At 36.1% G+C, this 25306-nt stretch carries 23 protein-coding genes and 2 pseudogenes; 16 read left to right on the top strand and 9 right to left on the bottom strand.

The features are described from left to right. Positions 1-41: 41 nt before the first annotated feature. A complete protein-coding gene (locus tag FNK51_RS11980; protein WP_141993469.1) occupies positions 42-161 on the top strand; it encodes a GNAT family N-acetyltransferase in 120 nt (39 codons plus the stop codon). 112 nt (positions 162-273) lie between these two features. On the opposite strand, the gene fabF is transcribed toward FNK51_RS11980, so the two are convergent. Continuing rightward, a complete protein-coding gene (fabF, locus tag FNK51_RS11975; RefSeq protein WP_141993468.1) occupies positions 274-1509 on the bottom strand; it encodes a beta-ketoacyl-ACP synthase II in 1236 nt (411 codons plus the stop codon). 121 nt (positions 1510-1630) lie between these two features. On the opposite strand from fabF, the gene FNK51_RS11970 reads away from it, so the two are divergent. Next, positions 1631-2485, top strand: coding sequence for a helix-turn-helix transcriptional regulator (locus FNK51_RS11970; protein WP_141993467.1), 855 nt, complete (start codon positions 1631-1633; stop codon positions 2483-2485). Positions 2486-2631: 146 nt separating this feature from the next. Beyond that, positions 2632-3218 (top strand): annotated as a pseudogene (locus FNK51_RS11965) (transposase); the annotation flags it as partial. Positions 3219-3457: 239 nt separating this feature from the next. Here the strand turns inward: FNK51_RS11965 and FNK51_RS11960 are convergent. Further along, positions 3458-4849, bottom strand: coding sequence for a cytochrome P450 (locus FNK51_RS11960; protein WP_141993466.1), 1392 nt, complete (start codon positions 4847-4849; stop codon positions 3458-3460). A 368-nt stretch (positions 4850-5217) separates the two neighbouring features. Here FNK51_RS11960 and dfr point away from each other — a divergent pair. Next, positions 5218-5714: pseudogene (dfr, locus tag FNK51_RS11955) on the top strand (DfrD/DfrG/DfrK family trimethoprim-resistant dihydrofolate reductase). 210 nt (positions 5715-5924) lie between these two features. Here the strand turns inward: dfr and FNK51_RS11950 are convergent. Continuing rightward, positions 5925-6269: a GNAT family protein gene (locus FNK51_RS11950; RefSeq protein WP_141993464.1), complete on the bottom strand. Its 345-nt coding sequence runs from the start codon at positions 6267-6269 to the stop codon at positions 5925-5927. 286 nt (positions 6270-6555) lie between these two features. On the opposite strand from FNK51_RS11950, the gene FNK51_RS11945 reads away from it, so the two are divergent. The 5 genes from FNK51_RS11945 to FNK51_RS11930 all read left to right on the top strand — a co-directional run bounded on the left by FNK51_RS11945 (position 6556) and on the right by FNK51_RS11930 (position 12074). Next, positions 6556-7302 (top strand): polysaccharide deacetylase family protein, encoded by a 747-nt coding sequence (locus FNK51_RS11945; RefSeq protein WP_141993463.1) that lies wholly within the window; start codon positions 6556-6558, stop codon positions 7300-7302. A gap of 287 nt (positions 7303-7589) precedes the next feature. After that, on the top strand, positions 7590-7742 hold the full coding sequence (locus FNK51_RS26555) for a hypothetical protein (protein ID WP_181762244.1): 153 nt from the start codon (positions 7590-7592) through the stop codon (positions 7740-7742). A 127-nt stretch (positions 7743-7869) separates the two neighbouring features. Next, a complete protein-coding gene (locus tag FNK51_RS11940; protein ID WP_141993462.1) occupies positions 7870-8253 on the top strand; it encodes a hypothetical protein in 384 nt (127 codons plus the stop codon). A gap of 529 nt (positions 8254-8782) precedes the next feature. Further along, the gene (locus FNK51_RS11935) at positions 8783-11137 is read left to right on the top strand and encodes an FtsX-like permease family protein (RefSeq protein WP_141993461.1); all 2355 of its coding nucleotides are present in this window, start codon (positions 8783-8785) and stop codon (positions 11135-11137) included. Positions 11138-11306: 169 nt separating this feature from the next. Continuing rightward, positions 11307-12074: an ABC transporter ATP-binding protein gene (locus tag FNK51_RS11930; RefSeq protein ID WP_141993460.1), complete on the top strand. Its 768-nt coding sequence runs from the start codon at positions 11307-11309 to the stop codon at positions 12072-12074. Positions 12075-12350: 276 nt separating this feature from the next. Here FNK51_RS11930 and FNK51_RS11925 read toward each other — a convergent pair whose 3' ends face one another. After that, positions 12351-12968, bottom strand: a complete 618-nt coding sequence (locus tag FNK51_RS11925; RefSeq protein ID WP_141993459.1) for a cell wall hydrolase — start codon at positions 12966-12968, stop codon at positions 12351-12353. 576 nt (positions 12969-13544) lie between these two features. Here FNK51_RS11925 and FNK51_RS11920 point away from each other — a divergent pair. Beyond that, positions 13545-14573: a D-alanine--D-alanine ligase family protein gene (locus tag FNK51_RS11920; protein ID WP_141993458.1), complete on the top strand. Its 1029-nt coding sequence runs from the start codon at positions 13545-13547 to the stop codon at positions 14571-14573. A gap of 526 nt (positions 14574-15099) precedes the next feature. On the opposite strand, the gene FNK51_RS11915 is transcribed toward FNK51_RS11920, so the two are convergent. The 4 genes from FNK51_RS11915 to FNK51_RS11900 all read right to left on the bottom strand — a co-directional run bounded on the left by FNK51_RS11915 (position 15100) and on the right by FNK51_RS11900 (position 17806). Further along, positions 15100-15297, bottom strand: coding sequence for an IDEAL domain-containing protein (locus tag FNK51_RS11915; RefSeq protein ID WP_098371696.1), 198 nt, complete (start codon positions 15295-15297; stop codon positions 15100-15102). A 498-nt stretch (positions 15298-15795) separates the two neighbouring features. Next, the gene (locus FNK51_RS11910) at positions 15796-16422 is read right to left on the bottom strand and encodes an FMN-dependent NADH-azoreductase (RefSeq protein ID WP_141993457.1); all 627 of its coding nucleotides are present in this window, start codon (positions 16420-16422) and stop codon (positions 15796-15798) included. Between the two features lie 69 nt (positions 16423-16491). After that, positions 16492-17076 carry a DUF3238 domain-containing protein gene (locus FNK51_RS11905; protein WP_141993456.1) on the bottom strand — a complete coding sequence of 195 codons (585 nt, stop codon included), beginning with the start codon at positions 17074-17076 and terminating at the stop codon, positions 16492-16494. 145 nt (positions 17077-17221) lie between these two features. Further along, positions 17222-17806, bottom strand: a complete 585-nt coding sequence (locus tag FNK51_RS11900) for a DUF3238 domain-containing protein (RefSeq protein ID WP_141993455.1) — start codon at positions 17804-17806, stop codon at positions 17222-17224. Between the two features lie 151 nt (positions 17807-17957). On the opposite strand from FNK51_RS11900, the gene FNK51_RS11895 reads away from it, so the two are divergent. The 5 genes from FNK51_RS11895 to FNK51_RS11875 all read left to right on the top strand — a co-directional run bounded on the left by FNK51_RS11895 (position 17958) and on the right by FNK51_RS11875 (position 23916). Then, positions 17958-18431 carry a MarR family winged helix-turn-helix transcriptional regulator gene (locus FNK51_RS11895; RefSeq protein ID WP_141993454.1) on the top strand — a complete coding sequence of 158 codons (474 nt, stop codon included), beginning with the start codon at positions 17958-17960 and terminating at the stop codon, positions 18429-18431. A gap of 170 nt (positions 18432-18601) precedes the next feature. Continuing rightward, positions 18602-20098: a helix-turn-helix domain-containing protein gene (locus tag FNK51_RS11890; protein ID WP_141993453.1), complete on the top strand. Its 1497-nt coding sequence runs from the start codon at positions 18602-18604 to the stop codon at positions 20096-20098. A 173-nt stretch (positions 20099-20271) separates the two neighbouring features. Continuing rightward, complete coding sequence (locus FNK51_RS11885) at positions 20272-21642, top strand: MFS transporter (RefSeq protein WP_098371702.1); 1371 nt, start codon at positions 20272-20274, stop codon at positions 21640-21642. A gap of 130 nt (positions 21643-21772) precedes the next feature. Next, positions 21773-23308: a histidine ammonia-lyase gene (gene hutH / locus FNK51_RS11880; RefSeq protein WP_098371703.1), complete on the top strand. Its 1536-nt coding sequence runs from the start codon at positions 21773-21775 to the stop codon at positions 23306-23308. A 308-nt stretch (positions 23309-23616) separates the two neighbouring features. Continuing rightward, positions 23617-23916 carry a hypothetical protein gene (locus FNK51_RS11875; RefSeq protein ID WP_141993452.1) on the top strand — a complete coding sequence of 100 codons (300 nt, stop codon included), beginning with the start codon at positions 23617-23619 and terminating at the stop codon, positions 23914-23916. A gap of 287 nt (positions 23917-24203) precedes the next feature. On the opposite strand, the gene FNK51_RS11870 is transcribed toward FNK51_RS11875, so the two are convergent. Next, positions 24204-24407, bottom strand: a complete 204-nt coding sequence (locus FNK51_RS11870; protein WP_034304517.1) for an alpha/beta-type small acid-soluble spore protein — start codon at positions 24405-24407, stop codon at positions 24204-24206. A gap of 446 nt (positions 24408-24853) precedes the next feature. Between FNK51_RS11870 and FNK51_RS11865 the strand changes: the two genes are divergently transcribed. Next, positions 24854-25249: an NUDIX hydrolase gene (locus FNK51_RS11865; protein WP_141993451.1), complete on the top strand. Its 396-nt coding sequence runs from the start codon at positions 24854-24856 to the stop codon at positions 25247-25249. Positions 25250-25306: the final 57 nt, after the last annotated feature.

Raw genomic sequence — 25306 nt, 5'->3', positions numbered from 1 at the left:
TGCAATACCAATAAGATTGGAATAAGCATTAAATAACTAAAATGTTTACTTCAGAAAACTATCGTGGACAAGGAATCTTAACTATTTTGTTAACTAAAATAGTCGATGTAGCTAAAGGTATAAGAAAAATATGGCTTTATGAACAAGAGACAAGCCCTTAATTGATGAAAAAAGGGCTTTTTCGTAGTTAATTACCTAAAAGATCCATTAAGGTAACTAACTAAAGTTTCTCTTGAGGATCTTTAATTTTAAAAATACGATGCGAGAGTTAATTCACTCGTATTTTTTTAAAACGATTGCTGCATTATGTCCTCCAAAACCAAATGAATTGGATAGACCAGTACTTATTTCCACCTTACGGGCAATACCCGGTACATAATCTAAATCACATAATGAATCAGGCTTTTCTAAGTTGATGGTTGGAGGGATAATTCCTTCCTGTAAACTTTTTGCCAAAGCAATTGCTTCCACGCCTCCAGCTGCTCCTAACATGTGACCAAGCATAGATTTATTAGCTGTTATTGGGATTTGATAAGCTTTTGATTCAAATAGTTTTTTAATTGCCAGTGTCTCAGAACGATCTCCAACTTCTGTACTTGTTGCATGAGCGCTAATGACATCAATCTCTTCAGGGGAAATTTTTGCGTTTTTCAAAGCCATTTTCATTGCAAGATAGGCTCCTTTACCTTCTGGGTGTGTAGCTACCATATGATAGGCATCAGAACTTGCACCATACCCAATGACTTCTGCATAAATTTTTGCATCTCTACGTAAAGCGTGGGACAAAGATTCCAAGATTAAAATTCCTGCTCCTTCTGACATGACAAATCCATCTCGATTTACATCAAAAGGACGGCTAGCTTTAGTTGGATTATCGTTTCTCGTTGATAATGCTGTAGCATTGCCAAAACTAGCTAAAGATAAATCTGTTATAGCTGCCTCTGCTCCTCCTGCAAAAACGGCATCAGCTTCTCCAAAGCGAATAAGTCTGAATGCTTCACCGATAGCTGTATTACCGATCGCACAAGCAGAAACAGGTGACATAGTAGGCCCCATTGCGTTCCACTTAATACTAATTTGAGCTGCGGCAGCATTTGAAATCATGGCTGGTACCAGTGTTGGACTAACTCTTCTTGGACCTTTCTCTCGAAGAGTATCCACATTATCAATCAATGTTTCAATTCCTCCTATCCCCGAACCAACATATACGCCAAGTCTTTCCAGATTGATATCATCAATATCTAAATTAGAATCAGTCCAAGCTTGTTCAGCAGCAGCCAAAGCAAATTGAGTAAAGCGATCTAGACGTCGTGCTTCATTTTTTCCTAAGATATCATCTGCATTAAAATCACGAATAATTCCTGCAATTTTTGCTTTATGATTGCTTACATCAAATGTATCAATAGAGGAAATGCCTGACTTCCCATCAGTAAGATTTCTCCAAAATTTTTCTACGCTGTTTCCAATAGGAGAGACTACTCCCATTCCTGTAATAACGACTCTTTCCATTTTTCATCACTCCAAATGAATAGTATACTTGTATTATACTTCGGAGTTATCCTATTACAAGTGAGTGTTTATCCTGGTATAATAACTACTAGGTTAAATTGTTATGAAGGAGGTTTTAGAAATGAATGATAAAACCAGACTTGAAGCTTTGTCTTCATTTTTGAAAACGAAGCGATCCCAAATAAAGCCTGAATCTATAGGTATACCTGCTGGTACACGGAGAAGAACACCTGGCTTACGAAGAGAAGAAGTTGCACATTTGGCGGGAGTCAGTACTACTTGGTATACGTGGCTAGAGCAAGGTCGGGATATAAAGGTCTCTACAAGCGTATTGGATTGCATATCTACAGCCCTACAGTTAAAAAATGATGAACGGGAGTATCTTTATGATTTAGCTTTAGAAGTGAAATCATCCATTATTCATCGAAAGAAGGATCAGCCAAAACTTAGTCCTTCTTTGGAAAGAATTTTAGCTGAGTTAACGTATTGCCCTACTATCATTACAGATCGACATTGTCATATTGTAGGGTGGAATAATCCTGCCGCTCATGTATTTTTAGATTTTGAACAACTCCCGGATGACCAACGAAATTTGATCCATCTAATATTTACAAGAAAAGAATTAAAAGCATTAGCTGTGAATTGGGAACATTTTGTTAAAGGATTTCTTGCCATTTTTCGTGCCTATTATGGTCACTACTTAGGGGATGAATGGTATAGCTTATTTATTAATGAAATGAGTAGTTCTCACCCGGAATTTCAATCTTTATGGCAAGAAAGTCAAGTGAGCAAAGCTCCAGAAATGATGATTGAATTTAGACATGCTAAAGCCGGAAAGATGCTGTTTAATTTAACTTCTCTCCAAGTCCAGGGGGACATGGACTTAAGGTGCAGTATCTATACACCAGTAGAGGGAACAGCTACAGAAGATAAATTAAAACGATTAATGAAGAAAATCTCCATTGAAAGTTCATAAACCAGCATATTCACTGTCTTTTATAGATAGATTATCATGATCAAACCTTACTTAAACTGATCAACAATTAGTAAAGCTCTTTTTGCCTATTAATCTTTAGGACAAGTTTTATAATCGGCCTGATATTCCGTGAGAGTGTTATGTAGTTCTGTCCTAGCCGATCGGTTCAAGGGGCATGGGAAAAGGCAAAAAAAATAATGGACTCCGCATCTCGAAATCCATTCCAAAAAAACGTGTATGAAAGTCACGTAAGCAATCTTCGTATGTATATTGAGTTGCTTTTTCATTACCAGGGACACCTCTCTGATTTGGAAGGTCGTATAGTGGCCCTGGCAAATGAACTGGAAGAATATAAGATCATCCAATCGCTTCCCGGTATAGGAGAAAAAATCGCAGCCACGATTATCTCTGAAATTGGTGAAATCGATCGGTTTAATCATCCGAAAAAACTGGTTGCCTTCGCTGGAGTAGATAAGTGTTCACGCATCGGGGAAGTTTACGGAAACCATTAATCGTACAACTAAAAGAGGTTTGAGCAGGCTAAGTCATTCTCTGTATCTTGCCGTACTATCGGCATAAGAAGTTCATGGAACAAAAAGCTTAAAGCAACCTATGATAAGAAAAAATCAGAAGGAAAACCTGCCAAAGTACAATCGTTGCCTGTATTAATAATTTGTTTCATTGGATTTACGCACTATTAAAGAGAAAAGAAACGTTCCTAGATTTAGCCTAATTAACGGTTTTGTGAAACAGAGAAAAATCCTTCCAAAAGGGTTTTAGAGGGATTTTTGGCATGGCCAAAAATAGTATATCATAAGGGAAATGAAATTTTTAGAGAAAGATATTGACATCCTATTAGCTGGTTTACTTCAAAAAATTGGGGTGATGCTGCAGTCTTTTTTATGGAACTAAGGGGGGATCTTCCCTAGGTGTAGAGTGACAATTTTGTTCATTAATACAACTTATATTCCTTTAAATTTCAGAAGCTTCTGGTTGGATACCTTCTATATTTCTTTCTTCGACTACCATGCGCAATCCACGTTTCGGTCTGAGTGTAATAGACGGAAGTGGTTTTACTTCATGATGGTCCGGCGCAAGCCTTATCCGATATCGTTGAGCAATGCACGCTAAGACAAGCACAGCTTCCATCATTGCGAAATGATTTCCGATACAAACTCTCGCCCCTCCGCCAAACGGAAAGTAAGCGAACGGAGGTAGAGTTTTCACAAAGTTGTTTTCAAATCGCTCAGGATTAAAAGACTCTGGATTATCAAAATACTCTGGCTTGTGGTGCATCACATACTGACTTAACAGAATCATCTCGCCTTTTTTAAAATGATATCCTCCTATTACCACATCCTCCTCCACTTTCCGTGATATTATAAAGCCAGGCGGGTATATGCGCATTGATTCATTGATAATATTTTGTGTGTACGTTAATTTCATATAATCGCCAGGAGTAGGATTACGATTGCCGATTACGCTATCTATTTCATTGAAAAGTTTAGTTTCCACTTCAGGGTGTTGTGAAAGCAAGTATAAGGTCCAGGAAAGCACGTTTGCAGTTGTTTCGTGACCGGCAAGGAAAATGGTCATTAGCTCATCACGTACCTGCTGGTTTGTCATAGCTAAGCCATCCTCATCATCTCGAGCAGCCATTAGAATCCCAAGCATGTCCTCATGTCTCTCTGCATCTGCCCTACGTTTTTCAATAAAGTTATAAATCACTGTATCAAGTCTTTGTATCGAATTTTTAAATTCAAGGTTATTTTTAGTCGGAACCCATAGTGGCAATTGAAGAAGTGTTCTCATCCTTTTAACAGCAATTCTCATAGATGCTTCTATTGGTTCCCCGAGCTCGTCATATCCATCTTTGAGGTTCATACTGAACATGGTCTTGCTGATAATACCGAGAGCAAGGCTCATCATATCCTCCGTAATAATCCTTTCTTCTTTGTTTTTCCAAGTGGAAATATAGTCCATTGTTATATCAATCATATCCTGACCATAATTGCTAATATGAGACTTTTTGAAAGAGGGTTGAATAAGCCTTCTTTGGCGCATGTGAATTTCCTTTTCACTTGTAAGAAGGCCTTCTCCAAGTAATGGTTTTAAAGCTTGGAAGTCATTTGATTTCAAGAAGGATTTTTGTTTTGTTACAAGTACCTGCTTAATTAAATCTGGATTTGAAATAAAGTAAACATTTTGGAAAGGTCCAAAACGAATTTTAGCAACATCTCCATATTCATTTGCTAACCGGGTAAGAAAGCCAAGTGTATCTGAAATAAACTCCTTTGAATGGCCAGTAATTAGTCTTCCTTTTGGGCCCTTGGGAGAATCATGTGAAAAATCTGTGTCACTCAATGGTTTGTTTCCTCCATTTCGATATAATTACTTTTAATCATCCTATGAGGAAATTATTAATTGGTTTGGACAGGTTGTTAATAAGAAGACCAATAAATACAATATTTTTTAAAGATAGTTAATCAATTTGAATTCAAAGTGTTTATGAAATTGTAAAGGCACCCATCCCTTGGTTGTCACTTTTTTTTGATGAAAGCAGGTATGTATGGAACTAACTTACAAAAGTTAATCTTGTTGAACTAACAAATATGGGGTTGGAAACAGCTCCATTTTCTTATGCAACTTCCGGGGCAGGATAGTGGAACAAGGAATTTCAATAGATATCAGAAATTACATGGTAAAATAGTTAAAAAAAGGCTGTGTTATATATGAAAGTATCTTTAATTGCTGCGATGATAAGGATAGAGTCATTGGCAAGGAGAATGACATCCCTTGGAGAATCCCGAAGAATTGGGAGTATGTTAAAAATACTACAAAGGGACATCCAATCGTATTAGGTAGAAAGAACCTTGAGTCAATCGGAAGGGCTTTACCTGACCGAAGGAATATTATTTTGACGAGAGATAAGAGTTTTACCTTTACCGGTAGTGATATTGTCCATTCAATTGAAGATGTTTTTGAGTTATGTAAAAATGAAGAAGAGATTTTTATTTTCGAGGGAGAAAAGATTTATAATTTGTTTTTGCCTTATGTTGAGAAAATGTACATTACAAAGATTCATCATGAATTTGAAGGAGATACTTTTTTTCCAGAAGTTAATTTCGATGAATGGAAAGAAATATCAGTTGAAAAAGGGATTATGAATGACAAAAACCCTTATAACTATTATTTTTATGTCTGCGAAAAAGAAACTTTTTTCAGCTAGATGCAGAAGAATATAAAAGTTTAATGGCACTCATATACATTAAATTCAATATACTTTTCATTAGTGCTATTGTTAACCAGTCAATTGATATTCCATCCATAAATTAGGGTCATAATAAATACCAAAATCGTTTTCTCTATCAATTTGAATAGGCTGTAAAGCACCTTGAATAACATATCTGCCACTCTCACGAAAATGCATACTTGTCCATTATTCGCAATCCTTTATGGTCCCAGTAACAGTAAAAGCTTTATAAATTGGTCTTACAATCTTTGCCCCCAGCTTCCAATGAGTTCGAATCCAAGGGTCAAATGGTGTATTATCCTCTCGTTTCCAATGGACGTAGTCATCAAAAGGTGTAAGTGGATAATCCACTTTAAAACTAGGCCGAACGGGTACAATTTTTTCTACCCCTTTTTTATTTGCTAACTTTTTAAATTCCGATAAGAGTCTTTGGCTTAATCCAGATTTCTGATAGTCGGCATGGATAGCGATATTCATGGCAAACAAAGTATTTACTGAATCTGGCTCTTTGTTCTCAACTCCTTGAATCAATGTATCTGTCCATTTAACAGGAGAATGAGATTTTATTCTTAATGAACTTACGGGTGCTTTACTTCATTAAGGGAGTTGCTTTGGCAGCTCTTTTTCTTATAGAGCTAATGTGGCAGTTAGTCTGATGCTTTAGTGTTTTAAGAAATTAGTTTTTCATTTGGGATTATCAAAGTCACCATTGATCAATGGGAGATAGAATCAAATATGGGAGAAATCATAATAGAACTATGCTTTTGAGGCACAATAAATTGAAAAGATATAAAAAGGATGCAAAGCGAGGGATTTTATGAAAAAGGTTGTAATGTTTTTCCTATGTCTTCTTATCTTAATTCTTCCATCACAAGTTTTTGCTCAACGAAAAGTACCTATTTTAATTTATCATTCGATTGACGAGTTTACTGGGCAGGGCTCTAAGGAGCTATATGTAACTCCTGATAATTTCCAGAAACAAATGATTTATTTAAAAGACCATGGTTACACATTATTAACTTTTGATCGTTGGCAAGACATTTATAAAGTAAATAAACCCATTTTCATTACCTTAGACGACGGATACAAAAACAATCTGAATGCATTTGCTATCTTTCAAAAACTTAAAAACGAACGTTTTAAACCAAGTGGTACCATTTTTGTTATTTCTGACTTTATCGGTCGTTCAAACCGATTATCTAAATCGGATTTAAAAATGATGGCTGATTCGGGTATAATCTCAATCCAGTCTCATACTGCTACACATCCTGATTTGACGGAAATAAAAAATTATGAATATGAACTGAAAGGGTCCAAAGAAAAAATTCAAAAAATAACAGGCAAACCAGTTATTGCTCTTGCGTATCCATACGGAAATTTCAATGACAAAGTCGTAGAAGAAACGAAGAAATATTATTTATTTGGAATTACGACAACTCCTGAACTATTTTCTGAGAAGGGCATAAAAGACGAACTTTATCTTTTACCACGAATTTATATCAAGTATTCAACTACTATTGATGACTTTGCAAAGATAGTTGAAGGCGGTTCCTATAACAGGTAATCGCTTTTTCTTTTGGAACCAAGGGAAAAGTACTTAATATTGTTTATAAGCAAATGGGTACGGAAAATAGGAAAACATCAAATATAATTCAAAAGTTTAAGAAGATAGATATTGAACTAATTGGGTGATTTATGATTGAAGTTCTTTAAAAACAATGGAGTTGATAATTTGATGACGAGAGTCGCTTTAAGGGGCCTAGGATCCTTTTTTTGTTTTTAATGAACTTACGGGCAGGTTAGTGCAATAAGACGTGTTACAAAAGTGATAAAAAAATGGGAGAATTGAAAATGGATAAGTCTCTTCATTTAGGTGCAATTTTGTTATTTATTATAGGTTTGGTAGCATTTTTTGGTTCTTGTTTCTATAGTAAAAAAGAACACCAGAAATTCAAAAAGTATTCATTGTCCGTCTCAACAGGTAGTTTTCTAGAGGATATTTAAGGCGTAATAGTTGTAGGTTTACTCGGTATCTTTCCTTGGTATGAAAATAAAATATTAATGCTACTGTTTGGATGACAGAATGGATATTAAAGAATAGGTTGGAGGATATTAAATAACGGGGAAATTATTGTCGGGAGTATTAGAGGTAGGCAGTATCACTATTGATAGTGATACTACCTTGACCGGCATTAGAAATCAAGTTGCAGATACTAAGATTAGAGAAGGTAAGCCCAATAGTTTTGGTTATTTTTTATCTCCACAAAAAATATATTCAGATTCATTTCTCATATCATTAATATTTATAGATGAGAAGATTAATAAAGTTATTTTAAGGGCATATTCGGAAACCGAAGAAGATGGTATGACCACTGCTAAAAGACATATGCGATGGTTAATAGGACTATTGGGTGAGCAGTTAGGAATAAAGAATCAAATAGATCTCGACTGGGGGATGGTTAAACCTTGGGTAGATATGAGAAGTGGTCAGTCGGAGATTCATATTTCCTTTTAATAAAATGCTAGGTGAATATTTTTTTGAGCCTTGTTCAACTAAAAGGTGCAAGAGTTGAATATCCAGCTGCCAAAGATTCTTGGTGGCTTTTTCTTATTAATCTAACGTGGCAGGTTAGCTTAATAAGAAAATAATAAATGTCGAAATCTACATCTAAAGTTGTATGGAAAATTCAGCCTTAAGATGTATCAAATATTTCCATTAAATTGTTATATTTAAATAAGTGGAAAGCGTTTTCTTTAATGAGTTTGTATCGATCGTCAGTTCTTTTTTATTATGCTAACGGTGCAGTTTAGTTGAAGTAGGAATGTAAATGAATATCTAATTTTTGTAAACCATAAAGGATTTTAGTATACCCAAATGAAGTAGTAAAAGATACTGGGTTTGGCAGAGGAAAGAGTGAGTATTAATAAATATCTTTTTATATGTTTAACGTTGATTTTGTCATTCTTGCTTAGTACTTGTTTTGGAAATGAAAAAGTTATAGAAATAGAAAAAAATATTATCTATGTAGGAAGGAGGAAAAATTTTGTTTTTAAAAATTGTAAAGAATGATTTCATCAGGAATAAAATTTTAAATATATCAGTATTTGTATTTATAACTATGGCAGTTATTTTGGCAGCTAGTGCAACAAATATCATTGCCAATCTGATTCAGTCGATGTCGGAACTTCAGGAAAGTGCAGTCCCAGCTGATATTACGCAGATGCATTCAGGGGAATATGACCAGGAAGAAATCGATCAATTTACGGAAGAACACCGTGAGAATATAGCGATGCAGGAGACGATGGTTCTTCTGACTTTTGATGGAAGTAATATTCATTTTGACCAAAATCAAACGATGGCTGGAACTATACAGGATATTTCATTTGTCGTACAGAATAAAAATTTTGATTTTATATTGGATCTGGATAATGAAAAGCTGGATGTAACAGAAGGGGAAGTGGCGGTTCCCATCTATTTCATGCAGCAATATGACTTAAAAATAGGTGATACGATTACGGTGAAAAGCGGAGAGTATAAGAAAGAGTTTGTCATTTCAGATTATGCAAGAGATTTTGAGATGAACTCTTCCCTTACTTCTTCGAAACGGTTTGTGATTAATCAGGCAGACTATAATGAAATGCTTTTAAGGCAGGCAGGGGAACTGGAATATCTGATCGAATTCAAACTGCATGAAAACGGGGATTCTCAAGGACTTCAGACGGCATATATCGAAGAAGGCCTTCCAGCAAACGGTCCTACAGTCGGAGGAAAGGTATTTCTGTTGTTTAATGCCATGTCAGATGCGGCAGTTGCAATGGTTATTATACTTATCAGTATTCTGCTGATTATTATCGCTTCGCTCTGTATCAGACTTACGTTTCTGGCAACGATTGATGAAGATTTAAGAGAAATCGGTGTGATGAAAGCAATCGGAATATCCAAAAAGGATATAAAGAAGGTTTATCTTAATAAATACAGAGTCATGTCAGTAGCAGCAGGTATCATAGGCTATCTGCTTTCCTTTGCAGCAGTAAATCTGTTTAACGGTAATATGAGACTTTACCTTTCTTCGGATTTATCAGGAAACTTAAAATATGTACTATCTTTTATCGCTCCATTATTTGTCTATTTCATGATTGTGATGTACTGCAAGAATGTACTGAAAAGAATCGATAAGATTTCTGCGGTGGAAGCATTGCTTTCAGGTATCATGGACCGTGGAAAGAACCGAAAATACAGTTTTCCACTGCTTAAGAACAAATTCTTCAGCACCAATATTTACATGGGACTAAGGGATGTATGGAAACGATTCAAATTATACAGGTTACTGTTCTTTATTTTTATCGTATGTACGTTTATTGCCATACTTCCCATAAATATTTATAACACCATGAATTCACCGGAATTTTCCACATACATGGGAATAGGAAAATCCGACATGAGAATCGATCTTCGAAGGACAGATACGATTACAGAAGATTTTAAAAAGCTGCAGGAAGAGCTGAAAAATGATTATGATATTGAAAAGTATGCGGCCTACATCACATGTTCCTACCAGGTCAATAATGCGGCAGGTTCCTGGGACTATATTAATATTGAAACCGGAGATTTTTCCGTATTTCCATTAAAATATCTGGAAGGAAGAGCACCGCAGGGTGAAGGGGAAATCTCACTTTCCTATGCCAATTCGTCAAAAGATGGATTAATCAAGAAAGTGGGAGATGAGGTAGTCGTAAAGGTTGCCGGGACAGAAAAGACTTTGAAAGTAACGGGAATTTATCAAGATATTACAAATGGCGGGAAAACAGCAAAGGCGCATACCAGTCTTGGTTTAAATGAAGAGACCGTTCTTTGGTATATTGTGAGCATGGATGTGGCTCCAGGCGTTGATATTCGTGAGAAAATGGACTACTACCAGAATACCTATGATTCTGCGCAGGTAAATGATATCAAGGAATATACCCAACAGACTCTGGGAAATCTTATTGATCAGATGAGCACAATTGTTATAGGCGGAATCGCAATTGCAGTAATCATTGCAGTATTGATAACTGCATTATTCCTTAAGATGATATTGTCAAAGGATATGTCTCAGATTGCAATCATGCGAAGTGTGGGATTAACTTCTAAAAATGTTAGTCATCAATATATGTCAGGAACTTTGATGGTACTGATATTGGGAATCATATTTGGAGTGTTGGCTTCTAATTATTTAGGGGAGTTTCTTGTAAGTATGGCCATGTCCTCTATGGGAGCTGCAAAAATTGAATTGGTTCATGTTGCATGGCAGACTTGGCTGCTATGTCCGTTAGCGCTGATTGTAGTAGTTGGATTTACTATATCTGTGTGCTGTAAGGTAACAGTAGAAGATGATTTATCAGCAGTTTTAAGAAGTTAGAACGGCTGAAAAAGGTCTGGGCAGGAGGCGTAACTGCGATGGTAGAAGAAGTCTCCTGCGTGAAGGCACCGATGCAGAAAAGAATGCAGATTCCTGAAAAATAAGGCGATTCCGGGGTGCCTCTGTGGATATAGACTGTGATTAAATGTTTGACATTGGAGGAATATATATGAGCACTATATTAGAAGCAAGAAGTATGAACAAAAAAGTAGAATTAGGAAAAGATAATGAGCTTGATATCTTAAAAGATGTAAGCTTGGAGATAGAAGAAGGTGAATTCGTATCGGTCATGGGGCCATCCGGAAGCGGGAAATCAACACTGCTATATAATGTAAGCGGTATGGATAGAATGACTTCTGGTAGTGTGAAATTTAAAGGCCGCGAAATCGGCAGACTAAAAGAAGAAGAACTGGCAAAGATTCGAATGAATAACATGGGATTTATCTTTCAGGATATTAATCTTTTAAAGAATCTGTCAGTGATTGACAATGTTATGTTTCCTGCTCTTGTATCAAAAGATGCGGATAAAAATGCGATACATCAAAAAGCAAAAAAACTGTTAGAAATGACAGGAATTAAAAATCTTGCAGATAATAATATCACCCAGGCATCTGGTGGACAGCTGCAGAGAGTCGGCATCTGCAGAGCATTGATAAATGATCCGGATATCATATTTGGAGACGAACCGACAGGATCATTAGATTCCAAATCGACAGAAGAGATTATGTCAATTCTTGCAGAGATTAATAAAAAAGGGACAACCATAATGCTCGTTACGCATGATGCAAAGGTGGCAGCAAAAACCGAAAGAGTATTGTTTATGGTAGATGGAAATATTGTGGCACAGAAGAAAATGCGTAAATACGATGCGCAGCATGACGATATTAAGGGAAGAGAAGAAAGTATTATGAAATGGTTAGTGGAAAATGGATTCTAATTTTTCATTTTTTATCAATATCCCAGGCTTTTTTCAAGATGAAGGTCGTCTTTTTTATTCCACAAGATAGTTTGTGAAATATTGTCCTTAAACTATCGGGTGCGTTAGCTGAAGATAGGGGCTGTCTTTAAGGCAGTTTTTTCTTATGGGGGTGTCACCAAAAAGGTCGGGCAAATACTGCCCGACCTTTCAACTATACCACACGACATAGTTAATGGGATATTTATAATACGAAACTATAAAAATATCATTCCTCAATATGTATGTAGATTAGTTTTACTTTGCAAATAAGTGGTTGCCTATTCTAATGACTGTTTTCCTTGTGAAAATCCATTCATCTGTTGCCGAGAACGGATTATAATAATAAACAGAACCATGAGTAGGATCCCAACCTTGTAATGCATCAATAACAGCTCGATAAGAATAGCTATTTGGGGTCAAATAATATTGCCCATCATGTACAGCTGTAAAAGCATTTGTCTGGAAAATGACATCGTAAGTATTTTTAGGAAAACCTGGCGTTGACATTCGGTTCAAAATTACTGCAGCGACAGCTACTTTTCCTTCATAAGTTTCTCCTCGAGCTTCTCCATAAACAACCCTGGCCATCATTTCAATACTATTTAATTTTTGTTGTGTTTGGAATCCAACAACTCCATCTGGTAATATTCCAGAATCTAGTTGAAGTTGTTTCACTGCATGATCAGTAATTGAACCATAATACCCTGTTGGTTGACTGTTAAAGTAACCCATTTTCTTTAAATTTTCTTGTAAGTCATAAACTGCTTCTCCTTGACTTCCATTGTGTAAAATTTCTTGAGCATAGATTGAATTTGGTATAAAAAACATGAAACAAATAAAAACAACAAACGACATTTTTTTTACATTTAACATCAAATAATACCACATCCTTCGATTTATTTTCCTGCTATTCTACTTTATCATACAAATAAAATAGATTTATCTTACATTATTCCTATTTTAAACCAAAAACCGAAGAAATTTTCAGACGAATTTGCCTGTTTATTGGGGTACCGCCTATCGCCATCAAGCTAAGAAAAAGGATTATATCCATAACGAAAAAATAAGCTATTCTTTCTGTAAATGCTGCTGAAGATAGCTTTTTTCGTTTTGGGGTATAAAGAAATTTTAACTTGATGGGCATGCGGCAAGACCCCTTATGCAACTAATGGGGCAGCATTCCTGTATAAAGAAATGTGAAAAAGGACGAGTTTGTGAAGGAGTGTACTTAAACTAAAGGGTGCGTTAGCTGAAGATCAGAGCTGTCTTTAAGGCAGCTTTTTCTTTATGGAACTATCAGGGCAAGATAGTTCAAGAAGGACTGGTGCAAAGTTTATCCGAAATAAGACATAAGTATTTATGAAACTTTTTCCATTTCCATTCTTAATATATAATGAATGAGGTGAAACTATTTAATTAATAGTAAATAATCGTCATAGGAGGTAAAAAATGAGAATAGTTGTATTAGCTGGCGGATTAAGTGATGAAAGGGATGTTTCTCTTGCTTCTGGTGCTCAAATTTCTAACGCTTTAGTTTCAAAAAATCATGATGTATTATTACTAGATATTTATAAAGGTTTACAAGATGTTTCTGATTTTGAATCAGCTTATAAAAAATATAGAAAAGAAACATATACTTATAATGTTCCTAAAGAAAAACCTAATTTGGAAGTATTACGAAAACAGCAAAATAATAAAAAGTCTTTAATTGGTCCTAATGTGTTAGAAATTTGTCAAGATGCCGATATTTGCTTCCTTGCTCTTCATGGTGGAATTGGTGAAAATGGACAATTACAGGCCTTATTCGATATATACGGTATTCAATATACTGGTAGTTCCTATGAGGGCAGTCTATTAGCGATGAATAAAGTAATTTCAAAAGAATTAATGGCTTTTAATGGGATAAAAACGCCAAAATGGGATATTTATGATTTCGATAAAGAATTACCAGAAATTAATTATCCAGTAGTTTTCAAGCCAAATGACAACGGTTCTAGTATAGGAGTGATAATTCTTAATAATTCTGATGAACTTCATAAAGCATTAGAAGAAATAAAGGACATTTCAAATACTATTCTAATTGAAGAAAAAATAGATGGTAGAGAGTTTTCTGTTGGCATAATTGGAAATGCTGCTTTACCTGTTATAGAAATTATTCCTAAGAAAGGTTTCTTCGATTACCAAAGTAAGTATCAAGTAGGTGCAAGTGAAGAAATATCTCCTGCAAATATTCCAAATAGGCTAGCTGAAGAATTACAAAACACGGCGTTAAAAGTACATAATTTATTAGGATTAAAAGTCTATTCTAGAATTGACTTTATTGTTGATCAGGATAATGTAATTTATTGTATTGAAGCGAATTCTCTTCCTGGTATGACGCAAACTAGTTTATTACCTAAAGAAGCCCATGCTAATCAAATAAGTTATGAAGATTTATGCGAATTACTAATAATAGAATCTTTCAAGAAATACTCATAAGAACAAGATATATCATACGTAAACAAAAGCAGTGTGTAGTCAGTGCTTTTGTTTTTAGAGTCTTACAGTTTAATATCGTATTATTAGTAGGTACGAATCTGTAGTAAGAATTAAGTGATTTTATAAGTGAGGTCAGATTTTAGTTATTCAATTAAAGGGTGCGATTCTTGAATAAGGTTCGCTTTTCTTATCGAACTAACGGGTGCGTTAGTTGATTAAGGCACACAAAAATAATCAATTATACTCAAATCACTCTTTCTTATTTTTATAAAAAGAGATAGGTTATTAAACATAGAATAATGAACAGAGTTTTGTTACGAGAAAGGCAATAAAAAACGTCCTTTTCAAAACGAACAGTGGTGTGTTCAGAAAAGAACGAGTTTTGGAACAAATAATAACCTATTTATAATATCGTGCTTAATCGATAAAAATCAAATAAACGCCAATCCCTTATAGATATGGGATTGGCATTTTGGCGTACTTCTTAAAGTTACAAATATGTTAAGTTCATTTTATAAACAACATTTTAAGAAATGTTTTTCAATTCCTCTGTTAATCGTAGGAATTCTTCTTTGTTTTGATCCTGTAATGACTGGTCAATCTCTTTTCGGATTTGCTCTTTTCGGAAATTAAGAAGGGATTTGTTTAACACCATTTCAGCAAATTCAGAATCCATGACGTTTATTTCAGGTTGTGGTGTTGTATTAGCCAAATTCTTTTCCATAGGAAACCAACTCCTTTACCTTTTTTCTATTATACCAATAGTTTTCAGACTATTCAAATATTCCGCTTAGTAGTTCCAATGAAATAATTATCGTGTAAATACATTTAATTATCACCAAACAGAAAAATACTAGTTTTAGAACAAATAATAACTTATTTATGAAATGTTTGCTTTTTTACTTTTGTTCAGCAATCGGGCCAGATTGTGGAAGATCATTTTAAAAGAAAATTCGATATTTGTTGGTGAGATTTTGAAGGATTGTACTTAAGCTAAAGGACAGAATAGTTTAAGAAGGAAATCAAGTTTATATATATTTTGTCCATCAACTTTTCATTGTAATGTAATCCTTCTTTCTATCGTTTTATAAGATTAAAATGGAATTATTACATCAATTGGGTTCTAACTCCTCCAAAAGTAGCAAGATAAGCGAATAAAAAAGCAGTACCACCGCTATAAAAGTGTTGGTACTGCTATATTGAGTGACAAGTTTTGTATTAATTAGAACGTACTTGCTACTTTAACAGCTTTTTCAAGCCCTGCAGCAATAATTTCTTCTGCTTTATCTGAGAATTGATTGTGACCTTCAATCACTACTTTCTCTATATTTTTTACACCGAAGAAGCTCATCATACTTGCTACATATTTAACAGCCATTTCTACTTCAGCTTTTGGTCCTTCAGAATATACACCGCCACTTGCGTTTAATAATACAATTTTCTTATCTCCAATCAGACCTACTGGACCTTCTGGCGTATATTTAAATGTTTTGCCTGCGCGGTTTAAATAATCAATATATGTGTGTAGTACAGCCGGAATTGTTAAGTTCCATAATGGGAATCCAAACACAACTTTATCAGCTGCAAGGAATTGTTCTAAATATTTATCAGCAACAGTTACTGCTTTTGCTTCTTCTGCTGTTAAATCAAGTCCTCTACTAACCTTAAATGTACCGTTAATCATATCTGCTCCTACATATGGCAACTCTTCCTTGTATAAATCAAGTTCTACCACTGTATCATTTGGATGTGATTCTTTATAGCTTGCTAAAAAAGCCTCATATAATTTCACACTCACCGCTTGGTTTGCGGGGCGATTGTTTGCTTTTACAAATAAAACTGTTGTCATTCTCTTTTCCTCCTGTTACTCGCTCTTATGTTGTTATATATTTATTCACTAAAAAGGGAATCCTTGTCTTTACAATATCTTTTTAAAACTATATTCCATGTCTCCACCTAGAGCTTCAGCTGTATCACCAGTTTCTCTGAAGTCATGTGTATGAATCTTTTCAAACAGACCAAAGTTTACTTGCTTATAAAATTCATAACAAGGGAATCCGTCATGTGCACCTTGAATATCGATAGTACCATCTTTTTTGACATGTATAGTTAATAGATAATCAACGGGAGGTGCATATACATTTAATGGGTTGCTAGCACTAGCACTCATTTGAAATTTGACGTCATCTGACCTCCATACAACATCAGTGCACAAAATACCTTCCGTACTAGCTTTTCCTGTTTTTTTATTAACGGAACCATCAGGAGTTGTGATTCTTTCTGTTGTTATGCCAGTATTCGCATATGTGAAGATTTCTTTTTTATAAAAATCTACAACTACTTCTTGTTCAATTCTGGAACGCATAGCGTTTACAGCATGTGGTGTAAATTCACGTGAGTCACCTTCGAATTGAATCAAGTTTCCTGTTTGAGTATCCTTCTTAGGTTCAGTCCAAGACATTGGAATAAATACACTTGCTCTAACTTTAACAATGTTAGTCATAAGAACCACCTCTGTAATTCTAATTTTATTTTGGGTAATTCATAACTTTGAGCCATTCAGCAAAACAGGCCGCAATTTCTTTCGTATAAATTATTGCTTTTCCTTTAATATTTGCTGCTTGTAAACTTCTACTTAGTATTTATATCTAGATTGTCGTTTTAAAACTGTATTCCATTTCCCCAGCTAGCGCTGCTGGAGTGTCACCAGTTTTTCTGAAATCATGTGCATATATTAATTCAAATGGACCAAAATCTATTTGTTTATAAAATTCATAGCAGGGGAACCCATCATGTGCACCTTCAATTTGTGCAACACCACTCTTGTTAACATGTATAGTTAATAAATAATCAGCCGCAGGTGCTGCTGCATTTAAAGGATTGCTTGCACTTGCCCTCATTTCAAAAGAAACTTCATCAGTGCCCCACACAACATTAGTACATACAATATTTTCTGTACTTGTTTTTCCTTTTTTATAATCAATAGAACCATCTGGATTTGTAACTTTTACAGTTACGATACAAGCATTTGTATATGTGAAAATTTCTTTTTTATAAAAATCAATAATCACTTCTTGCTCTAATCTTGACCGCATAGTGTTTACAGCGTTTGGTGTAAATTCACGTGCATCACCAGTGTATTCGAATATCTTTTCTGTTGCAGGATCTTTAATAGGTTCCAACCAAGCATACGGTGCAAATACACTTGCTCTAATTTTAACGATGTTAGCCATGAGAACCCTCCATAATGTATTAATTTTGTTTCGGTGAATCCTATTTCTTTTATAATTAAACTATAGTCAACTTGATTGACTACATTGCGTATAGTACAATGAATTTTAAATAAAGTCAACCTGATTGACTTTATTTAAGGAGGTTTTATGTATGAATCATGAAGTATTTAGTGAATTGGATCTTACATCACTTTTATCATTATCCTTTAGTACATCAATTAATGAATTACATGACAGATTGAGTGAATTTGGATTTGGAGATATTAGACCTGCACATGGTTTTATGTTTAAATGCATCACTCCCAATGGAGCAACAGGTATAGAACTAGCCGAATATCTAGGAATTACAAAGCAAGCTGTGAGTAAAATGGTGGATTATCTTGAGAAAAGTGGCTATGTAATGCGCAAAGCTCATCCCACTGATAAGAGAGGAAAAATTATTGTTTTGACCGAACGAGGTTGGTTAGTAGTGAAAGCAAAAGAGAAGATACTAACTGAGTTTGAGCAACGTTGGATTGAAATCATAGGTGCTGAACGCCTGCAAATGCTCAAAGAAGATTTAACAAAATTAGTTTATGAAGAAAATGAAGATAAACTATCATCGAGGTTAAGACCTGTCTGGTAATTATAGAGTATGAAGGGAACTTTTAATCGTGCTTAAATTCGTACTAACAGTACAGCATTCCTGTAATGATAGCACCAGAACCCTTAATCTGATAGACACTGTAGTGATGAAAATAAGCTTGGTTTGGCGATAATTAATAAGAAGAAATCTATCATTAAGGGAGTACCTGTATGGTTAAATTGTTAATTGCTGATCGCGATCAAAATGAACGAACAGGGATTGGCTGGCTAGTTTCTTCGTTTTCGATTCCATTTGATCACATTCTATTAGCAGGCTCAGTATCTGAGGTATTTCATCTAATAGAGGCCGAAGTACCAGATGTTGTTTGCATTGAACTCGATATGATTCCAAAGGATACGTGGGACAGCTTTAAGGAGCTGACCAAACGGTACATACAAAAGGTCATCGTCATGACGGCTGAAGCCACATTTGAACGTGCGCTTCAAGGCATCGAGCTTCATGCCTATGATCTATGGGTAAAACCTCAGTCGCCTGACCATATCAAACGAGTATTAACCCAGTGCTGCAAGGCCGTTTCAAAAACTGAGGAGAAACGAGAGCCATCGGCTCAAATTGAGGTTCCTTCCGTATCTTACAGTTCTCTATTCGTGCATCAAGAAACGTTAGGCGCCAATTTCCGATTAATGCTGATGCAGTTGGAAAATTCGAAGAAACAACCTATACTGCTATCTTTTTTACAAGAATATCCATTTAAGAACCGACCGGTTGTATTGCCGCTAAGCGACATGATCGTTTCTGTTTTTTCATTCGATAACCAGCAGCCACAGCCACTCAAACAATTAAAGCACATAGGCAATCGGATTCTAACCGAATGGGAAGAGCAGTTTTCGGAGCCCATGTCACTAGTTTTATATGATACTAATGACCCGTTGCTTTCGTTAAATGAAAAATATCTTCATGCGAAGCAAGCGCTAGAAATTCGTTTTTTCAAAGGATATCGGCAGCTTTCGGTCATTGAGGATAAGGTGAACTGGGTTATGATCGATCCGTTTTTAACCCCGTCTGAACAGCGCGAATGGATTGACATGCTGAACGAAGGTGACAGGGACAAAATTAAGCAGTGGATGTATAAAGAATTTTTGAATAAGGAAGATCCCTATCCCGAGCCAGGTTTATTGCGAACCCGGTTAACAAGCTTATTAGCCCAAGTCCGACGCTTCATGAAGTCATTTTACCTTGACGAAGGGATGCTTGAGAGACGTTATCATCAAGTATTTGAATCCATCCTATACAATCCGATTCTATATCGGATCGTCCAGGAGTTATTGCTGTTCTTATATGAAGTTCTTGATCGGGCAAATAACAATCAAGAAAACGCTCGTACAAATGTGATTGAGCAGGCCATCCGGTACATTGAGGAGAATTTTACTAACCCTGAGCTAAGGCTTGAGGACGTTGCGAACCAAGTAAACAGAAGCGCAGCGTATTTTAGCTCGCTCTTAACAAAAAAACAAGGAAGCTCGTTCCGACAGCTATTAACAAAGACACGGATAAACGAAGCGCAGCGTCTATTGATAGATACAAAACTCTCGATTCAAGATGTAGCAGATAAAACAGGATTTATAAATGCAAATTACTTTAGCAAAATTTTTAAGGAAAAAACCGGTACAACCCCCCGTTCATTTAGAAATCGTAAAAAAGTATAGAAATCTAAAATAATTATAGATTTCAAATGTAAGCGTTTTACATTACACTTTAAATTCGAAAAAAATTAGAAAAATTCAAAAAATAGACGTCTGTTTTCAATCGCTTTCCTTCTCTAAACTAGAGAAGTAGGAAGTGTCCCAAAAATCAAATATTGAAAAGGGGAAAGACGCTTATGACCGAACAAAAATTTAAGATGGATGACGCTCCACTTAACAAGTTCCATATGAAAATTACAGCGCTTACTTTTGGCTCAAATTTCTCTGATGGGTATGCTCTTGGGATTATAGGAGTGGCTCTTACTCTCCTTAGCCCACAAATGGAACTCAATTCGATGTGGGTAGGACTAATTGGAAGTTCTGCTTTGATCGGACTCTTTTTCGGTAGTCTAGTACTTGGAGGGTTATCTGACCGGATAGGCAGACAGAAAATATTCCTGCTTAACTTTTTATTGGTCACTATAGCTTCGTTGCTGCAACTATTTGTGGATGGTCCCGTAGAGTTGTTAATTTTGCGGTTACTGATAGGTTTTGCTCTCGGAGGCGATTATGCAGTCGGTTCGACTTTACTTGCCGAGTTCGCGCCTAGAAAGTATAGGGGGTTCTTACTGGCTTCTCTAAATGTGCTCTGGACGGTTGGTTACGTCTCTGCAACCATTGTCGGATATTATTTAGGACAAGCTGGTCCGGAATCATGGCGTTGGATGCTTGCTAGTGCTGCAATCCCTGCATTCATTGTGCTGCTACTGCGAATCGGAACGCCTGAATCACCACAATGGCTCATCAGCATGGGACGTATTGATGAAGCACGCCATATCGTAAAGAAGTATATCGGGCCTAATGCGGAAATCGACGAAACTATTATTGAGACTCAAAATAAAAATGGCTTTCGTGCTCTTTTTAACAAAAAATTTCGGAAGCGAACAGCTTTTGGAAGTCTATTTTATGTCTGTATTGTCATTCCGTACTTTGCCATCTACACATTCCTACCGTCTATCTTAAAAAGTATGGGTTTAGCAGAAAACTTCACTGTAGACTTGTGGTTAAACATATTCCTAATCTTGGGTTCGGTTGCTGGTCTTTGGCTTATGGAGAAATTTTCTCGAAGAGGTTTCACGATTAGTACGTTTGCAATCCTGACTGTCTGCTTGCTTATGCTTAGCATTTTTCACGAACCTAAACTTTTAGTAATTCCGATTTTTCTGGCTTTTACTTTTATATTATCAGCAAATTCAAATCTTACGCTAACATATCCGGCCGAACTTTTCCCAACCGAAATTCGCGCATCTGGGGTTGGTTTTGTGACAGCGTTCAGCCGAATTGGTTCTGCTATCGGGACATTCCTCCTGCCCCTTAGTATGAACACTATAGGGTTGGATGCCTCGATGATTGGAATGACGGCTATTCTGTTAATTGGTACTATCATTTCGATTGCCTGGGCACCGGAGACAAAGTCACTTTCTTTAAGCGAGGCAAGTAATCCTTTTAATGAAGCAAGTAATTCAAATTCAAACTTAAACCCCTTGAACCATAAGAAGATTAATTGACATGAAAAAAGGAGTACCTCTCCAATTCTCGAAAGAGAGGTCTCGTTGCGAAATTTTACTAATCCAAAGGCTTAAACATTATAAAAGTTAATGTTTTGTCAAGCTGCACAATATAGGAGATGAGTTTATTATGAAAACACAAGAAAAAGTAATGATAACTGAAGATGATTTTAGTATCGGGGATTTGATTTCAGTAGCAAGGCATCATGCCCCTTTGGAGCTGTCTATGAGTGTAAAGAAAAGAATTAGCCAAGGAAGGGATATAGTCGAGCGTTTTGTCGAGGAAGAGCGAGTCATATACGGAATTACGACCGGAGTAGGAGAGAATTCAAAAATAAAAATTTCAGCCTCTGATTCGAGAGAATTGCAAAAAAATATAATTATGAGTCATGCTTGCGGTATGGGCGATCCGTTGGAGAAGGAAATAGTAAGGGCAATTATGGTGATGATGATCAAAAATTTATCCCTTGGTTATTCTGGTGTAAGACTTGAAACGGTAGAGAGATTAGCAGAGATGGTGAATAAAGATGTCATACCATTCGTCCCTCGAGAAGGTTCCCTAGGTTACTTAAATCATCAGGCACATATCAGTTTGGTCCTTTTGGGTATGGGTGAGGCCTATAATCAGGGCGTACTAACAGATGGCGAGACGGCTTTGAAGAAGGCCGGAATCAAGCCAATCGAACTGCATGAAAAGGAAGGGCTTTCTTTGATTAATGGCACGGTAGATATGACTGCAATTGGCGCTCTGGCCGTTTATGATGCCATTAATGTTCTTAAGGCGGCAGACATTGTTTCGATAATCAGTTTTGAGGCGCTGAAAGGTACATACTATGCCTTTGATCCCAAAATTAGTAAAGTAAAACGTCATCCTGGACAAAAAAAGACAACTGATAATATTCATAAGCTGATAGAAAACAGTGAGATCACGGAAAAATTTAAAGATTACCGCACACAAGATGCTCTTAGTATTAGATCCATTCCACAAGTGCATGGAGCTTGTAAAGACGCTGTTGATTACGTTCGGACGATTGTGGAGAGAGAAATGAATTCAGCCTCAGATAATCCGTTGGTGTTTGATGATCAAGAGGGTGCAAGAGCGATATCCTCTTCCAATTGTCATGGAGAAGCGATAGCCTTAGCCATGGACTTTCTGGCAATCTCTCTATCTGAATTGGCCAATATTTCTGAACGAAGGATTTTTAGACTCGTCTCGCCTCAGCATAGCGAGCTGCCCCCGTATTTGATCGAGCAAAGTGGGCTTAACTCGGGCTATATGATTCCTCAATATGTCGCGGCGTCATTGGTTTCTAACAATAAGGTTTATTCACATCCGTCGTCTGTGGATTCCATTCCGACAACCGGGGGTCAGGAAGATCATGTAAGCATGGGGACATCTGCAGCTTTAAAGGCACTGAAAGTAATCGCCAATACTGAAAAAGTGATTGGGATCGAATGGATGTGCAGCTGCCAGGGGATTGAATTCCATCAGCCGTTACAGCCTGGAACAGGAACGACTGCAGCCTGCGATTTGTTTAGAAAATATGTGCCTCGCCTTGAGCAGGACAGAATTTTATACAAAGACATGCGTACAGCTGCGGAACTGGTTCATTCAGCAGAAATTGTAAAGCATGTAGAAGCAAAAATCGGTCCTTTGCAATTTTAAAGATATGATTCATAGCTGAAGTTGCAGTTTGAATCAATAAAAGAATATGAAGGACAAGATATTCGTTTAGAAATAAAAAAATTTAACAATATATGATGACCACGAGACTCGTAAAGTAAAAACAATATGGCCACTCGGTTTCATGCTTGATCAAACGGCAATCCTAGAAAGAGTAACAGTAAAAATAAATAAGGAATTCAATTTCGGAAAATAAAACATACAAGATTAAAAGGGTAGAGTTTTCACCATTAGAAACAAGAATTGTCGTTACTAAATCTGACACGAAACTCCTAACAGATGAGAGTGGGTTGAAATACAAAGTATTAAGCAAACTGGAACATAAACTCCTTAATGCAAGGAAACATGATAAAGAACACGGTTATAGTGTTGAGTATAAAAAATCTTGTGTATTTTTAAAATCAGCTGGTGAAAAAGTTGAACCCATTTTTAGTAAGTCTGAAGTAGCAGGTGAAGATGACGAATATGTAATGATTTTTGCTCCGGTTAAAGACCGGCAAGACTGCTTGCTAGGAGTTGGTGATGATATAAAGATTAATTTTAACAAAGTAAATTATATTTACTTAATCCTTATAAATATATTTACTTAATCCTTATAAATATATTAAATTAATCTTCCGTAATAGGGCGCGATTCTTTAATAAGAATCGCTTTTCTTATAGAACTAAAGGGTGCTTTACTTCAATAACAGGGTGTTGCTTTGGCATCTTTCTTATTGAACTCTAACGGGGCAGGTTAGTTCCACAAACACAGTGTATTCGTACTGTGACGTAGCAAAATAACAGCTACTGATGTTTCTATTTCTTTTTTTAAAAATTTGTAAAATTATAAATAGGGATAGTCCAATCACTATCCCTAACATTACATATGATTTCGATTAACGAGTTCTTCCGCCTAATTGTTGTTCAGCCATTTGCACTAAACGTTTTGTAATTTCTCCACCAACAGATCCGTTTGCACGAGATGTTGTATCAGCGCCAAGTGTAACACCGAATTCACTAGCGATTTCGTATTTCATTTGTTCTAGAGCTTGCTCTGCACCATTAACTACTAATTGATTACTGTTGTTATTTCTAGCCATGTTGTCAGCTCCTATGAATGTAATGTGTTGCTAGTCATAGGTTTTGATATTGTTAAGAGTTATATACATAGAATTTAAAATAAATTAAGACAGTGATTAAGTGAAATTAAAACTCATCTGTAGCTCTAGAAGGGAAGAGCACAGGAACCACATTGAAGCCACCGGGGCGCAAGGTAAGGGTTTCAGAAGATCCGAAAAGCAAATAATCTGAGGCAGGTGTAAATCATGCCGGTGAATATCCGTAGGGAAGCGTGTTCATCCATAGCCTATGCTTACCGAATCCCGTCAGAGGCTTTCTCCTCCTATTGCACAGTTTGTGTCAACTATACACTAAGCCTTATATAACTAACGGTTGCGTTAGCTGAAGATCGGAGCTGTCTTTAAGGCAGTTTTTTTTGGGGGGCAGGTTAATTCAATAAAGTGCATGCAATAAGGGAGGGTAATGTGTGAGAGATAGAGGTTCGGTTGTGCTTGTAGAAAATAACATGGTTGGACTGATTAAAAGAATTAGGAACGGTTCTGTTTACTATGTTTTTCCTGGTGGTGGAATTGAAGAAGGTGAAAATCCTGAAACAGGGGCAAAAAGAGAAGCCTTTGAGGAATTAGGTGTAAAAGTCAACGTTAATGAGTGCTTTGCAAAGGTTGAGTTTAACGGCACACATTACTTTTTCTTAGCTGAAATTATCGAAGGAACTTTTGGTACTGGACAAGGTGAAGAATACACCAATGAAAATAGAGATAGAGGTACATATTTGCCAATATGGGTAGATATAGAAAAACTATCACTCCTTGACGTTAAACCGAAAGAAGTTGCTTTAAAAGTACAATCCATTTTCACCTAACAGGTTCTCAATAAGGAAGGTTGCGTTTGCAGCCTTTTTCTTATAGAACTAACGGGT

This window comes from Bacillus sp. B4EP4a, from assembly GCF_006680105.1.
Classification (GTDB): domain Bacteria; phylum Bacillota; class Bacilli; order Bacillales; family DSM-1321; genus Peribacillus; species Peribacillus simplex_E.
Note: the sequence above shows the minus strand (reverse complement) of the source record. Positions and strands in the feature narration are given on the sequence as shown.